The organism is Bordetella genomosp. 12 (assembly GCF_002261355.1).
GTDB lineage: Bacteria > Pseudomonadota > Gammaproteobacteria > Burkholderiales > Burkholderiaceae_B > Bordetella.
Genome location: NZ_NEVU01000002.1, coordinates 223,363 through 237,903, shown reverse-complemented (window position 1 = coordinate 237,903; position 14,541 = coordinate 223,363). Strand labels below are relative to the sequence as shown.

The 14,541-nt window shown below is 63.4% G+C and carries 13 protein-coding genes and 1 pseudogene; 6 read left to right on the top strand and 8 right to left on the bottom strand.

The window, feature by feature from the left end:
* Positions 1–24: 24 nt before the first annotated feature.
* Positions 25–1,242: an ABC transporter substrate-binding protein gene (locus tag CAL22_RS06520; protein ID WP_094811554.1), complete on the bottom strand. Its 1,218-nt coding sequence runs from the start codon at positions 1,240–1,242 to the stop codon at positions 25–27.
* Between the two features lie 158 nt (positions 1,243–1,400).
* On the opposite strand from CAL22_RS06520, the gene CAL22_RS06515 reads away from it, so the two are divergent.
* Positions 1,401–2,324: a LysR family transcriptional regulator gene (locus CAL22_RS06515; protein ID WP_094811552.1), complete on the top strand. Its 924-nt coding sequence runs from the start codon at positions 1,401–1,403 to the stop codon at positions 2,322–2,324.
* 2 nt (positions 2,325–2,326) lie between these two features.
* On the opposite strand, the gene lptF is transcribed toward CAL22_RS06515, so the two are convergent.
* Positions 2,327–3,445, bottom strand: a complete 1,119-nt coding sequence (lptF, locus tag CAL22_RS06510; protein ID WP_094811550.1) for an LPS export ABC transporter permease LptF — start codon at positions 3,443–3,445, stop codon at positions 2,327–2,329.
* A 54-nt stretch (positions 3,446–3,499) separates the two neighbouring features.
* On the opposite strand from lptF, the gene CAL22_RS06505 reads away from it, so the two are divergent.
* The 5 genes and pseudogenes from CAL22_RS06505 (at position 3,500) to CAL22_RS06485 (ending at position 7,929) form a co-directional block, all read left to right on the top strand.
* On the top strand, positions 3,500–5,011 hold the full coding sequence (locus tag CAL22_RS06505; protein ID WP_094811548.1) for a leucyl aminopeptidase: 1,512 nt from the start codon (positions 3,500–3,502) through the stop codon (positions 5,009–5,011).
* Between the two features lie 16 nt (positions 5,012–5,027).
* Positions 5,028–5,468, top strand: coding sequence for a DNA polymerase III subunit chi (locus CAL22_RS06500; RefSeq protein WP_094811546.1), 441 nt, complete (start codon positions 5,028–5,030; stop codon positions 5,466–5,468).
* Positions 5,469–5,486: 18 nt separating this feature from the next.
* On the top strand, positions 5,487–5,735 hold the full coding sequence (locus CAL22_RS06495; RefSeq protein WP_094811544.1) for a hypothetical protein: 249 nt from the start codon (positions 5,487–5,489) through the stop codon (positions 5,733–5,735).
* 94 nt (positions 5,736–5,829) lie between these two features.
* Entirely contained in the window at positions 5,830–6,540 is a 711-nt protein-coding gene (locus CAL22_RS06490; RefSeq protein WP_094811543.1) for a Bax inhibitor-1/YccA family protein, read from the top strand.
* A gap of 193 nt (positions 6,541–6,733) precedes the next feature.
* Positions 6,734–7,929: pseudogene (locus tag CAL22_RS06485) on the top strand (GGDEF domain-containing protein).
* A gap of 16 nt (positions 7,930–7,945) precedes the next feature.
* Here CAL22_RS06485 and recO read toward each other — a convergent pair.
* The 6 genes from recO to CAL22_RS06455 form a co-directional block, all read right to left on the bottom strand.
* Complete coding sequence (gene recO, locus CAL22_RS06480; protein WP_094811541.1) at positions 7,946–8,533, bottom strand: DNA repair protein RecO; 588 nt, start codon at positions 8,531–8,533, stop codon at positions 7,946–7,948.
* A complete protein-coding gene (era, locus tag CAL22_RS06475; RefSeq protein ID WP_094811539.1) occupies positions 8,526–9,416 on the bottom strand; it encodes a GTPase Era in 891 nt (296 codons plus the stop codon). Before era ends, recO begins: the two co-directional genes overlap by 8 nt.
* Positions 9,413–10,168, bottom strand: a complete 756-nt coding sequence (rnc, locus tag CAL22_RS06470; protein ID WP_167383570.1) for a ribonuclease III — start codon at positions 10,166–10,168, stop codon at positions 9,413–9,415. Before rnc ends, era begins: the two co-directional genes overlap by 4 nt.
* Before the next feature lie 5 nt (positions 10,169–10,173).
* A complete protein-coding gene (gene lepB, locus CAL22_RS06465) occupies positions 10,174–11,058 on the bottom strand; it encodes a signal peptidase I (protein WP_094811535.1) in 885 nt (294 codons plus the stop codon).
* Between the two features lie 23 nt (positions 11,059–11,081).
* On the bottom strand, positions 11,082–12,875 hold the full coding sequence (lepA, locus tag CAL22_RS06460) for a translation elongation factor 4 (protein WP_094811533.1): 1,794 nt from the start codon (positions 12,873–12,875) through the stop codon (positions 11,082–11,084).
* A gap of 145 nt (positions 12,876–13,020) precedes the next feature.
* Positions 13,021–14,514, bottom strand: a complete 1,494-nt coding sequence (locus tag CAL22_RS06455) for a DegQ family serine endoprotease (protein ID WP_094811531.1) — start codon at positions 14,512–14,514, stop codon at positions 13,021–13,023.
* Positions 14,515–14,541 lie beyond the last annotated feature (27 nt).

Here is a 14,541-nt window from a genome sequence, read left to right as displayed (position 1 = left end):
CCGCGCGTGTTGAATGCATTGCGATCATTGCTTGACCAGCGGGCAGCTGGAATCGGCCAGCGGCTGGAAGGCCTCGGCGGCGGGAATGGTCGCCACCAGCTTGGAGTAATCCCAGCCGCCCTTGGAGTCCGCGGGCTTTTTGACCTCGTACAGATACATGTCGTGGATCACCCGTCCGTCGGGACGAATGGAGGCGTTGCGCATGATGGGATCCTTGATGGGCAGCTCGCGCATCTTGTCGGCCACCACCTTGCCATCCGTGCTGCCGGAGGCAGCCACGGCGCGCAGATAGTGCAGGACGCTGGAATACACCCCAGCTTGCGTCATCGTGGGTTTCAGGCCCCGGAAGGCTTTCTCGAAACGCGCCGACCACTGACGCGAGGCGTCGTCATAATCCCAATAAAAGCCGTCGACATACGACAGGCCCTGGGCGTTCTCCAGCCCCAGGGCGCGCAGGTCGGACAGGAATATCAGCAGCGACACCAGCCGCTGGCCGCCATCGACGATGCCGAACTCGCGCGCTTGCTTGACCGCGTTGACCGTATCCTGGCCGCCGTTGGCCAGCGCCACCACCTGCGCCTTGGAGCTTTGCGCCTGCAGCAGATAGGAAGCGAAGTCCGGCGCATTGAGCGGGTGGCGCACGCTGCCCGCCACCGTGCCGCCCAGCGCTTTGACGGCCTTGGCCGTATCGGCTTCCAGCGAATGGCCAAAGGCGTAGTCCACCGTCACGAAATACCAGGACTTGCCGCCGGCCTTCACAGTGGCCTTGGCGCCACCGGCCGACTGAGAGTAAGTGTCGAACATCCAGTGGAAACCCACCGGCGAACACTCTTTATTGGTCAGGGCGGTGGTGGCCGGCCCTGAAAACATCACGACCTTATTCTTCTCGCGCGCGATGCCCTGCACCGCCAGCGCCACGGCGGAGTTGGTCAGGTCGGTGATCGCGGTCACGCCGTCACGGTCGAACCACTCGCGCGCCCGCGCCGCGCCCACATCCGCCTTGTTCTGGTTGTCGGCGGAGACCAGTTCGATCTTCATGCCCTTGCACTCGGCGGCCAGACAATCATCGATGGCCAGTTGCGCCGCGGCCACCGATCCCGCCCCCCCCATGGCGGCATAAGTCCCCGACATATCCGTCAACACACCGATTTTGACGGGCGGCTTGTCAGCCGCCATGGCCTGCCCCACCAGCAAGGCGCCCAGGCACAGACCTGCGGCAATTCCGCGCGCGCGCATTTTCATGACTTTGTCTCCTGTGGATTTTTTTTAGGCCTGCCGTCCTTAAAGGCGGTGGCTCAAGCTAGTGTAGATGTGTGAAAATCCACAAGCAACGCCAATAATGCACATGTCTTGTGCATAAATACACAACGAAAAATCCCGACTCCGGGAGACATACCGCCATGCTCGACTGGGACAGCCTGCGTTACTTTCTGGAGGTGGCGCGCAGCCAGCGCGTCAGCGCGGCAGCGCGCATTCTGGGGGTCGAACACACCACGGTCGCGCGGCGCGTCCGCGCGCTGGAGGCCGAGCTGGGCAGCCTGCTGTTCGAAAAATCCCGCAGCGCCGGTTTTATCCTGACCGAGGATGGGCAGCGCCTCTTCGTCTATGCCGAGCAACTGGAAAGCACCGTGCACTCCGCGCGCGAAAGCCTGTCCGGCATCGGCCAGGCGCTATCGGGCCATATCCGCATCGGCGCCACCGAAGGCTTCGGCAGTTATGTGGTCACGCCGCTGGCGGCGGACTTCCAGCGCCGCTACCCCCACATCACGTTGGACATCCTGCCGGTGCCGCGCTTTGTCAGCCTATCCAAGCGCGAAGCGGATCTGGCCATCACCATCGAACGCCCGCAACGCGGCCCCTATGTGTGCAGCCGCCTGTGCGATTACACCCTCATGCTGTACGGCACGCCGCAGTATCTGGCGCGTCATCCGGCCATCCGCACGCGCGCCGACCTCGCCGGCCACAGCTTCATCGGTTATGTCGACGAACTACTCTTTAGCGAACGGCTGCGCTATCTGGAAGATCTGTTGCCCAACAGCCGGGTGGTGTTGCGCAGCACCAGTGTGGTGGCCCAATACCATGCGGCCCTGCAGGGCCAGTCGCTGGCCATCCTGCCCTGTTTCATCGCCGCGCAAGATCCCAGGCTCACGCCCGTGCTCAGCGCCGAGGTCGCCATTACGCGCAGCTTCTGGATGTATTGCCATGAAGATCTCTACCGCCTCAAGCGCGTGAGCCTGTTGTGGGACTTCATGCGTGAGGCGGCCGAACGCAATCAGGCGCTGTTCGCCGGCCGGGCCGGCCAACTGGCCACGGACCGGGCCTGATCTCAAGCGGCCTTGAGGGCCTTGGGCGGTTTGGGCGCCTTCACGCGCAAACGCTTATAGAGCAGGAAAATGGTGAAAGCCAGCACACAGGCATGAATCACCCAGACCCCGATACCGAAGGGTAGCTTGCCGCTGCTGATCCAGGCGCGCGACAGATTGATGAGATTCATATACAGCAGCCCGACCAGGCCAGCGATCAACAGATCGCCCGAGCGCCCCAGACGCGGGTTGACCGCGCCGAGCGGAATCGCCAACAAGGCCAGGTTCAAGGCCGCAAGCGGCATGGACACCCGCCACATGATCTGCGACCAGGAGCTGTCCGTGTTGTCCTGCATCAATTGCGTCGTGGAGCGTGCCTTGCTCGACCGCTCCGCCGCCGCGCGCGCCTCGGCGATCGGGTCGTCCCCGGCCTTGCTCTCCAGGCGGATGCCGTACTCCTCGAAATTGGTGAGCCGCACCTCGGGCGTGCCAGGCTTGAGGTCATAGCGATGCCCGCCCGACAGCACCAGAAAGCGATCGCCATTGTCCAGGGTCTCGCCGCGCGCGCTCTTGGCGGTCAGCACGCTGAACCACTCCGGGTCGATGGCGCGGGCAAACACCGCACCGAGCTCATCGCGCGGATTGACCGGATCCTCGGCAAAGAAAACCCGGTCGCCGCGGCCTGATTCGGCGAACTGGCCCGCCGCCACCTTGGACAGATCGGAGCGCTGCTCGAAGCGCTCGCGGTACTCGCCGATCTGGCGATAAGCCCACGGCGAAGCCACCAGCGTCAGGCCCGCCACCACGGCCGCCACCGGCACGGCGACGCGCAGCACCGGACGCAGCCAATCGGCCAACGACAAGCCGCTGGCGAACCACACCACCATTTCGGATTCGCGATAGTTGCGGGTGACCGTGGTCAGCACCGCGATGAACAGCGACACCGCGAGAATCGTGGGCAAGGCCGTAATGGTGGAAAACGCCGCCAGGCCGAGCACGACGTCGGCGCCGATGGACCCGCCCGCGGCCTCGCCCAGCAAGCGCACCAACAGGACGCTCAGCCATACCACTACAAGAGTGGAAAACACCACGCCGGCGTGACTTGTAATCTCGCTGACGACAGACCGTTTGAATAGAGACATGTGAGAATATGCGGGATAATCGTCCGCAACGTGCGACGCACTCGGGAAATCTTCATGGAATTTAGCACACAGACCACAGCTTCCCTGCACCAGATCAAGACGGCGGCCCTGGCCGTGGGCGTCTACGCCGACGGCGTACTCAGCCCCGCCGCCGAGATGATCGATCGGGCGAGCAATGGCGCTATCCGCGCCGTCACCAAAACCGAGTTCCGCGGCCGCGCCGGCAGCACCCTGGTGCTGCGCAATCTGGCCGGTGTCTCCGCCCAGCGCGTGATCCTGGTCGGTCTTGGCAAACAGGAAGAATACAACGCCCGCGCCCACAGCGGCGCCGAACAGGCCTTCGCGGCTTATTGCGTGGGCGCCCAACTGAGCGAAGGGGTGTCGACCCTGGTTTCGCTGCCGCTGGACAACACCGGGGTGCGTGACCGCGCCCGGGCGGCCGCCATCGCCGCAGGCCAGGCCTCCTACCACTACGACGCCACGTTCGGCAAACCCGATCGTGACGCCCGCCCCAAACTCAAGAAGATCACCCAGATCGTCGAGCGCGCCGATACGGCGCAGGCCCAACTGGGCCTGCGCGAGGGCCAGGCCATTGCCCATGGCATGGAGTTGGCCCGCACCCTGGGCAATCTGCCGGGCAACATCTGCACGCCCTCCTATCTGGGCGACACCGCGCGCAAGCTGGCGCGCGACTTCAAAACCCTGATCAAGGTCGACGTGCTGGATCGCAAGCAGATCGAGGCCCTGGGCATGGGTTCCTTCCTGTCCGTGGCACGCGGCTCCGACGAGCCGCTGCGCTTCATCGTGCTGCGCTATAACGGCAAGCCGGCCGCGGCCAGAAAGGCCAAGGCCGCCGGCCCCGTGGTTTTGGTCGGCAAGGGCATCACCTTCGATGCCGGCGGCATCTCGCTCAAGCCCGCCGCCACCATGGACGAGATGAAGTACGACATGTGCGGCGCCGCCAGCGTGCTGGGCACCTTCAGGGCCCTGGGCGAGCTGGCCCCGGCCATGGAGGTCATTGGCCTGGTGGCCGCCTGCGAAAACCTGCCCAGTGGCAAGGCCAACAAGCCGGGCGACGTCGTCACCAGCATGTCGGGCCAGACCATCGAGATCCTTAATACCGACGCCGAGGGCCGGCTGGTTCTGTGCGATGCCCTGACCTATGCCGAGCGTTTCAAGCCTTCGGCCGTGATCGATATCGCCACCCTGACCGGCGCCTGCGTGGTGGCCCTGGGCAGCGTCAACAGCGGCCTGTTCTCCAAGGACGACGCCCTGGCCGACGCCCTGCTGGCCGCCGGCCGCCAGGCTCAGGACACTGTGTGGCGCATGCCGCTGGACGATGCCTACCAGGATCAGCTCAAGTCCAATTTCGCCGATATCGCCAATATCGGCGGCCCGCAGGCCGGCGCGGTCACGGCGGCTTGCTTCCTGTCGCGCTTCGCCAAGGCCTATCCCTGGGCCCATCTGGATATCGCGGGCACGGCCTGGCGCGGCGGCAAGGACAAGGGCGCCACCGGCCGCCCCGTCCCCCTGCTGATGCAATACCTGCTCAACACGAACGACTGACGGACCCGCTGCCCGCATGACGACCCGGATCGATTTCGCCGTTGGCGCCCCGGACCGCCTGCGGGCGGCCTGCCAGACAGCACGCAAGCGCTATCTGGCAGGCCAGCGGCTGATTGTTTATTGCTCTGACGGCAATCGCCTCACCGCCTTCGACCGGATGCTGTGGGCCTTTGACGAGACCGCCTTCGTGCCGCACGTACTGGCGCAAGACGCCCTGGCGGCCGACACCCCCATCGTGCTCACCGCTGCCGACCCCGGGCAGGCCCTGGCGCTTGCCCCCGACGCCTGGCTACTCAACCTGGACGATGCTTGCCCCCCGCACTACGAGGGTTTTGCTCGCGTCCTGGAGATCGTTTCCGACCGCGCCGAAGACAAAGCCGCCGCGCGGGCGCGCTGGCGCGATTACCTTGCCGCCGGGCATCAACCGCAAAGCCACGACCTGAGCCGCGCGGCTTGAACCCGGCCCTGCCTCATCATGTCTGCCCCCTTTTCAGATCCCGGCATTCCCACCCTGACCGACCGGCTCCCGGAGCCTCACGACAGCTCGGCAGACCGTGTCCCTGACCTGGCCGCCGATCCGGTACTGCGCGCCTTGCTGCAGGCCGAGCTCGAGCACGCCATCGAACAGGCTGCGGCGCAGGCGGCCGCCGACATGCGTAGCCGCCTGCAAGCCGAACTGCCCGATATCGTGGCGCGTGCGCTGCAACGCCTGCGCCCAGGCTGACCCTGCGCTTTCCCCAACTGGATTTTTCAGGGAACTGTCAGGTATGCTTTCTCTCTAAGTATTGTCAGGCGAACTACGCCAAACAGGAGTCCACATGAACGAATACCGTCCGTCCCCCTTCAATCGCTCCGGCCCCATCGCCGGCGCGCCGGGCGAAGTCGTCCGCAACCAGGTGTTGCGCAACACCTACTGGCTGCTCGCCCTGTCCCTGATTCCCACCGTGCTGGGCGCGGCCGTCGGCCTGTACACCGGCATCAATCGCGTCATGGGCGCCAGCCCGGGCATGTCGGCCATCGTCTTCCTGATCGGTGCCTTCGGCCTGATGTTCGCCATCGAGAAAAACAAAAACAGCTCGCTGGGGGTGGTGCTGCTGCTGGCCTTCACCTTCTTCATGGGCATCATGCTGTCACGCCTGCTCGGCTTCGTGCTGGGCATGAGCAACGGCTCGCAACTCGTCATGACCGCCTTTGGCGGCACGGCCATTGTTTTTGGCACCATGGCGACGCTGGCCACCACCATCAAGCGCGACCTGTCCAGCATGCAGAAATGGCTGTTCACGGGCGCGGTGGTCATCATTCTGGCCGCGCTGGCCAATATCTTCCTGCAACTGCCCGCCCTGATGCTGACGATCTCCGTGCTGGCCATCGTCATCTTCTCGGCCTTCATGCTGGTCGACTTGCAGCGCGTGGTCAACGGCGGCGAAACCAACTATATCTCCGCCACCCTGGCCATTTACCTGGATGTCTACAACGTATTCTCCAACCTGCTGATGCTGCTGGGTATTTTCGGCGGCAACCGCGACTGAGATGGACGCGCCCGCCCGCCTTGCGGACGGGCTTGCCAACCCGCCCGCTTGGGCGGGTTTTTTTTGCTTGCGCGCCATCCGGCCGCTGCCTGGCCTCGCCCTTTTCCGCGCGGGGATAAAATGCCCCGCCCCCTTCTTGCTCGCCGAGCTCAGGCCCGTCTGCAGGGCCTGCCCCTTCCCTGAGAGCCCGCCCTTGGTTGCCTCCGTCATTCTCGGCATGCTTTGCCTGCATCTGTTCTGCTTCTGCTTGATGTTCAAGCTGATCAGCACACGATTGCACGGCAGAAAAATGGGCTTGGAGGTTTTCGCTTTCGGCAACCTCATGCTGGGCTGTGCCTATGTGCTGCAATTACTGGGCGCCTCGCGCGACTGGACGGCTCTCAGCTTCCTCAACCATACGCTGACCCTCTGTGCACCCGTGGCCTACTTGCTGGGCGCCATGCAATTTTTCAATCGGCCAACCGCGGTCTACCGGCCCTTGCTGACCCTGGCCCTGCTCTATACCGCAGCCCAATGGATCGTGCAGACATGGTGGGGAACGCAGGCGCGCCATGCGCTGCTGGCAGGCGCTTGCGCCCTGCTTTTCCTGGGCATGTCGCTAGGCGCGCTGCGCGGCATGAAAACCTATGCCCGGGACATGCCCGTGGAAATGGCTATCTTCACCGGCCTGATCGGTGGCATCTGCGTGCTCAACGCCATCAAACTGGTGATGATCATCAGCGGGGGCCTGCTGGATATGGGCAGCCGCTTCCAGATGGTGTTCTATCTCTACATGTCGTTTCTGGGCACGGTGCTGCCGCCCGCGACCGTATGGCTGGTGCTGCGCCGCCTGACCGATGAACTGCACAGGCTCGCGACACAGGATCCCCTGACCGAACTCCTGAATCGCCGCGGCTTGGCCTCGCGCCTGGAGCACCATTTCGCGTCTCGTGCTGCCCCTCCCGGGCAGATCCTGATGATCGATATCGATCACTTCAAGCGCATCAACGACCACCATGGCCATCTGGCCGGCGACCGCGTGTTGAGCCACATCGGCCGCGTACTCACCGCCACCTGCCGGCAAACGGATCTGATATGCCGAATGGGGGGCGAAGAGTTCGTGATCGTCCGTCTGGGCTCAGAAGAGGCAGACGTGCTGGCGCTGGCCGAAGCCGTCCGCGCGGCCATCGCGCATGCGGCGATCCCCCTGCGGCTCCCCTTCCCGACGAGCGGGGCACGCCGATCCGTTGCACGGCGACCGTGGCGGTGTCCCGCCCTTTTCATGACGCCCTCGCGCTGGATGCCGCCTTGGATGAAGCCGACGCGGCGCTCTATCGCGGGAAAACAGCCGGGCGCAATCGCATCGAGGTGGTCACGCCGCAAGCCGTGATGGAGGCCTTCCCCGCCTAGGCCGGCCCAACGGTCGTCAGAGACGCTGCAATTCCATCAGTACGCGCCGGGTCGCAAGCGGACGGCCCACCAGATGGGTTTCCAGCCGCTCGCGCAACTCGCGGCGCAACTCCGGTTCGATACGAGGATCATTGAAATCCGGCTCCCGCTCATCGACGCCGTAGCCGGTCTCGCGCAGCAAAATCCACTCGAAACGCCGCAATGCGCCCGCCGCCCGCGTGCCGCCTGCCAGTTGCTGCAACGCGGTCTCATAGGCATCGAACAACAGCGGATGCGCGTCTTCACGCGGCAAGAGCCGTAGCAACAGCTCATTCAAATACCAGGCCGACATCAACGAAGCGCCGCCCAGCGGGTGCACCCCAGCCACCTCGGCACGCGTCAGCGTTTTGACCTCGCCTCCGCCCGTCCAGGACATCAGCAGCGGCTGAAAAGCCGACAGCACCGGACGCAACACGGAATAAGGCCGTTTTGCGCCCTTGGCGACCAGGGCCACACAGCCGTGATCACGCGAAAAAGCCTGAACGATGAGTGAGGTTTCGCGCCACGCCGTGGCGTGGAGCATATAGGCACGATTATCGTGAATGCGCTGAGCGCGCTTACTCATAACCCAGATCGCGCAACGCGCCTTCGCGATCCGACCAACCCTTGCGCACCTTGATATACACCTCCAGATGCACCGGCTTATCCAGCAGCTTGGCAATATCCTGGCGCGCTTCGGTGGCGATGCGCTTCATGTGCTGGCCGCCCGAGCCAAGAAGAATCGGCCGATGGCTGTCGCGTTCGACCACGACACAGGCGGCAATGCGCGCATGGGCCTCGCTTTCTTCCCATTGCTCGATGACCACCGTGCAGCCATAGGGCAACTCATCGCCGACCAGGCGGAAGATCTTCTCGCGCACGAGTTCAGCGGCGATGAAACGCATGGAGCGGTCCGTCAGCGTATCCTCCTCGAACATGGCCTCGCCTTCCGGCAGGCGCTGCGCGATTTCGGCGAGCAACTGATCGAGCTGCTGATTCTTGGTAGCGCTGACCGGCACCACGGCCCCGTAAGGATGCTGGGCCATGATCTTGGCCACAAAGGGGAACAGGTCGTCGCGATTCTTCAGGGCATCAATCTTGCTGATGGCCAGAATGGTGCGCTCCGCCTTGGGCAGCAGCGGCAGCAGTTTGGCGTCGCCGTCTGACCACTTCCCGGCCTCCACCACATGCACGACCACGTCGACGTCGGCCAGGGCCTGCGTCACGACGCGATTCATCATGCGGTTCATCGCGCCGCCATGCCGCGTCTGAAACCCTGGCGTATCGACGAACACGAACTGCTCGTCCTCGCGCGTGAGCACGCCATGAATACGATGGCGGGTGGTCTGCGCCTTACGCGAGACGATGGAAATCTTCGAACCGATCAAGGCATTGGTCAGCGTGGACTTGCCCACATTGGGGCGGCCCACGATGGCGACGAAACCGGTACGGAAAGCGGGAGAACTCATTTAACCTCTTGAGCCACTGCCACAGGCAGCGACAGTTGTGCTGTCTTGCGGGCGCGGCCGCCTTTGCGTGCCACGCGCGGACTGACCGCCTGCGCGGCCTCCAGGGCCAGCTTGGCAGCCGATTGTTCGGCGGCACGCCGGCTTGCGCCGGCGGCCGTCACTTTGATCTCGAGCGGTGGAATGGCGCACTCCACCTCGAACTGCTGGCTGTGGGCGGCACCGTGCGTGGCCACAACCGTATAGACGGGCAAAGCCATCTTGCGGCCTTGGAGAAACTCCTGCAGCAGCGTCTTGGCATCCTTGCCCAGGGTTTGCAGATCCACACTGGCCAGCACGGGATCGTACTGCCGCTCGATCACCGCACGCGCGGCGGCGAATCCGGCATCCAGAAACACCGCGCCAAAGAGCGCCTCCACCGTATCGGCCAGGATGGACGGCCGGCGAAATCCGCCGCTCTTCAATTCGCCCTCGCCAAGACGCAGATAGGGCGACAGATCCAGCCGCTGCGCAATATCGGCCAGGGAGGCCTGCTTGACGAGATTGGCACGCACGCGCGACAGATCGCCCTCATCGAGCTTGGCGTACCGCTCGAACAGCATGGCGGCAACGACAAAGTTCAGCACGGAGTCGCCAAGAAACTCCAGGCGCTCGTTATGGCGCGCACCGTGGCTACGGTGCGTGAGCGCCTGCTCAAGCAAGGCCTGGTCGCCAAAATGATGACCGAGGCGGGTTTCCAGCGTGGCTAGGGACATGACTATCAGTGAAAACGGCCTATGCGGCTCAAGTCGCCAAAATTCATCCAGACAAAGAATGCTTTGCCTACGATATTACTGTCAGGCACGAAACCCCAGTAACGGCTATCGGCACTATTGTCACGGTTATCACCCATGGCGAAGTACTGGCCTTCGGGTACCTTGCAGCGTACTCCATTGCGCAAATACTGGCAGTTTTCCTGGTTAGGAAACTTCCAAATCGGCCCATAATCCTGGAACTTGTTCTCATCCAGCAGGATTTTGTGCTCAACGTCGCCTAATTTTTCTTTGTACTGCGCCACGTAAGACACCCTGTCCGGCTCGAAGTAGTCACCATCACGCACGTGGGGCACCAACTCGCCGTTGATATAGAGTTTCTTGTCCAGGTAGGCAACCTCGTCACCCGGCAAGCCGACGATACGCTTGATGTAATCCACATCGGGATCGACAGGGTAACGGAACACCACCACGTCGCCACGCTGGGGCGAGCCCAGATCAATGATCTTCTTATCGATGACTGGCAGCCGGATGCCATAGCCAAACTTGTTGACCAGGATGAGATCGCCCGATTGCAAGGTGGGCAGCATCGAACCCGAGGGGATGCGGAACGGCTCGACCACAAAAGAGCGCAGCACGAACACGAAGAGAATGACCGGAAAAAAACTCACGGCATACTCGATCCACCAGGGCATCTTGTTGGCGCGGTCCACCGCCTCCTGGCGCTGGCGCTCGGCTTCCACCGGATCGCTGATGCCGGCGGCCTGAACCTGCTCGGCCGCGACCTGCGCGCGACGGCGGCGCGCCTTGCGCCAGATCAGCAGATCCAGCGCCCAGATGACGCCGGTCACGACCAACAGCACGAAAAGGATGAGGGCGAAATTCCAACTCATTGTCTCTACCGCCTATACGTTTGCTACTTGTCTTCGACTTGCAGAATGGCGAGAAAGGCCTCTTGCGGGATTTCAACCGTCCCGACCTGCTTCATGCGTTTCTTGCCGGCCTTCTGCTTTTCCAGCAGTTTCTTCTTGCGGGTGATATCGCCGCCATAGCACTTGGCCAACACGTTCTTGCGCAATGCCTTGACGTTCTCGCGCGCGATCACTTCCGCGCCGATGGCGGCCTGAATGGCCACGTCATACATCTGGCGCGGGATGAGTTCGCGCATGCGCGAGACCACCTCGCGCGCACGGTAGCGGGCATTGGAGCGGTGAACGATCATGGCCAGCGCATCCACGCGGTCGCCGTTGATCAGCAAATCCACCTTGACCACGTCCGCCGAGCGATACTCCAGGAACTCATAGTCCATGGAGGCATAACCGCGCGACACGGATTTGAGGCGGTCGAAGAAATCCAGCACGATCTCGGCGAGCGGGATCTCATAGGTGAGATGCACCTGGCGGCCGTGATAGCTCATGTTGATCTGCGAGCCGCGCTTGTTGTTGCACAGCGTCATGACCGGCCCCACATACTCCTGGGGCATGAACAAAGTGACCTTGACGATGGGCTCGCGGATATCCGCGATCTTGCCCACTTCCGGCATGCGCGACGGGCTTTCGATGGTCAGCACCGAGCCATCGCGCTCCTGGACCTCATAGACCACCGACGGAGCGGTGGTGATGATGTCCATGTCGAACTCGCGCTCGAGCCGCTCCTGCACGATCTCCATGTGCAGCAAGCCCAGGAAGCCGCAACGGAAACCAAAACCCAGCGCCTGCGAGACTTCGGGCTCGAACATCAGCGCGGCGTCGTTGAGTTTGAGTTTTTCCAGCGAGTCGCGCAGCTGGTCATACTCGGAGCTTTCCACCGGATACAGGCCGGCGAACACCTGCGGCTTGACCTCTTTGAAACCCGGCAGCGGTTCGGCCGCGGGCTTGCCAGCCAGCGTGATCGTATCGCCTACCTTGGCGTGAGCCAGTTCCTTGATGCCGGCAATGATGAAACCGACCTCTCCTGCGCTGAGGTGGGGACGGGGCTGCGACTTGGGCGTGAACACACCCGTTTGCTCGCACAGATGGGTGGCGCCCGACGCCATCAGCAGGATCTTGTCCTTGGGACGCAAGGTACCGTTGACGATGCGCACCAGCATCACGACGCCGACATAGTTGTCGAACCAGGAGTCGATGATGAGCGCCTGCAGCGGCGCCTGCGGATCCCCCTTGGGCGGCGGCACGCGCGCGACGACCATCTCCAGGATTTCATCGATGCCCATGCCGGTTTTGGCACTGGCCAGCACGGCGTCGGTCGCATCGATACCGATCACATCCTCGACTTCCTGGCGCGCGCCGTCCGGATCGGCTTGCGGCAGGTCCATTTTGTTCAGGACCGGCAACACCTCGACGCCCAATTCGATGGCCGTATAACAGTTGGCCACCGTCTGCGCCTCGACACCCTGCGAAGCGTCGACCACCAGCAAAGCCCCCTCACACGCGGACAGCGAGCGGCTCACCTCATACGAGAAGTCCACATGCCCCGGGGTGTCGATCAGGTTGAGGTTGTAGGTCTTGCCGTCCTGCGCCTTGTAATGCAGCGCTGCGGTCTGAGCCTTGATCGTAATGCCGCGCTCACGCTCGATGTCCATCGAGTCCAACACCTGAGCTGACATTTCACGATCTGCCAGGCCGCCGCAACGCTGAATCAGGCGGTCGGCCAAGGTCGATTTGCCATGGTCGATGTGGGCAATGATGGAAAAGTTACGGATATGCTGCATAGATGAGATTATAAAAGGGGACGTAGCACAGACCGAGGGCCGCATCATGCGGCGGCGCAGGCCCGCATGGCGGGGCGGCCAAAATGAGAGGGGGCGCCATGCGCCCCCTCTTGCGGCAACCAGCCATTTTAGCCGGTCTTGGCCTTTATTTGCTGGAAGGCTGCACCGCTACCCATTGGCTCTGGTCGCCACGGCGAACCAGCAGGCCGACGGTCTTGCCCTTGTCCAGCTTGCCCACTGCCTTGGCGAACTGCGCGGCGTTGACCACATCGACGTCGTTGATGGCCAACACGATGTCGCCCTCTTGCAGGCCTGCCGATGCGGCAGCACCCTCAGCGGCCCGCACCAGCACGCCACCCTTGATACGCAGCTTCTTCTGGGTATCGGCAGGCACGTCCGTCACGCTCAGGCCCAGATGGTTGTCGACCGCAGGCGCGGCGTCCTTGCCACCCTTGCCCGAGGCAGCGGTCTGCTCGGCCTTGAGTTCGGCAACCTTGACATCCAGGGTCACCGTCTTGCCCTTGCGCCAGACTTCCAGCTTGCCCGTCGCTTCCGGCTTGGTATCGCCCACGACACGCGGCAGATCCGACCAGCGCTTGATGGCCTGATCGTTGAACTTGAGAATGACATCACCGGGTTGCACGCCGGCCTTGTCGGCAGGACCGTCAGGCTCGACGCTGCTGACCAGGGCGCCTTCGGCACGCGGCAGGCCAATGGCCTCGGCGACGTCCTTGCCCACTTCACCGATCTGCACACCGATACGGCCGCGGGTGACCTTGCCCGTCGTACGCAGTTGATCGACCACGCGCATGGCTTCGTCGATGGGGATGGCCAGCGAGATACCCATGAAGCCACCGCTACGCGAAATGATCTGCGAGTTGATGCCGACCACTTCCCCTTGCATGTTCAACAGCGGGCCGCCCGAGTTGCCGGGGTTGACGGCCACATCGGTCTGGATGAAAGGCAGGTACTCGCCGGTATCGCGGCCTATGGCGCTGACGATGCCGGAAGTCACCGTGGAATCCAGGCCGAAGGGCGAACCGATGGCCAGCACCCACTGCCCTTTCTTGAGCTTCTTGGTGTCGCCCACCGGCAGGGCCGTCATGCCCTTGGCGTCGATCTTGATGAGGGCCACGTCGGTACGCTCGTCGGAGCCGATGACCTTGGCCTTGAACTCGCGCCCATCGGTCAGCGTGACGATGATGTCGGCGGCATCGCTGATGACGTGGTTGTTCGTCATGATGTAGCCGTCATCGGAGATGAAGAAGCCCGAGCCCACGCCACGCGGCACGGTGCGCTCTTCACCCTGGGGCTGCGGCTGCTGGCGGCGTTGGCCGGGCGCAGCGCCGGGAGGCTGGAAGTCCGGGCCAAAGAACCAGCGGAACAGCTCGTACGGATCACCGCCGCCGCCGGCGCCACCAGGGCCGCCACGCACCGGCACGGTCGCCGTGGTGCGGATATTGACCACGGCCGGCTCGGCCTTCTCAACGATGGACGTGAAGTCCGGCAATACCCCTCCGGCAACCGGCGTTTGTGCGTGAGCAACCAGCGGGGCCTGCGCCAGCGTCAGCGCCGAACCCATCATCAGGGCGGCAAAGAGGCGGCGGACATACAGGGTGGACGAATCGTTTTTCTTCATGTGAGAGCTCCGGAAAGACTCCTGACC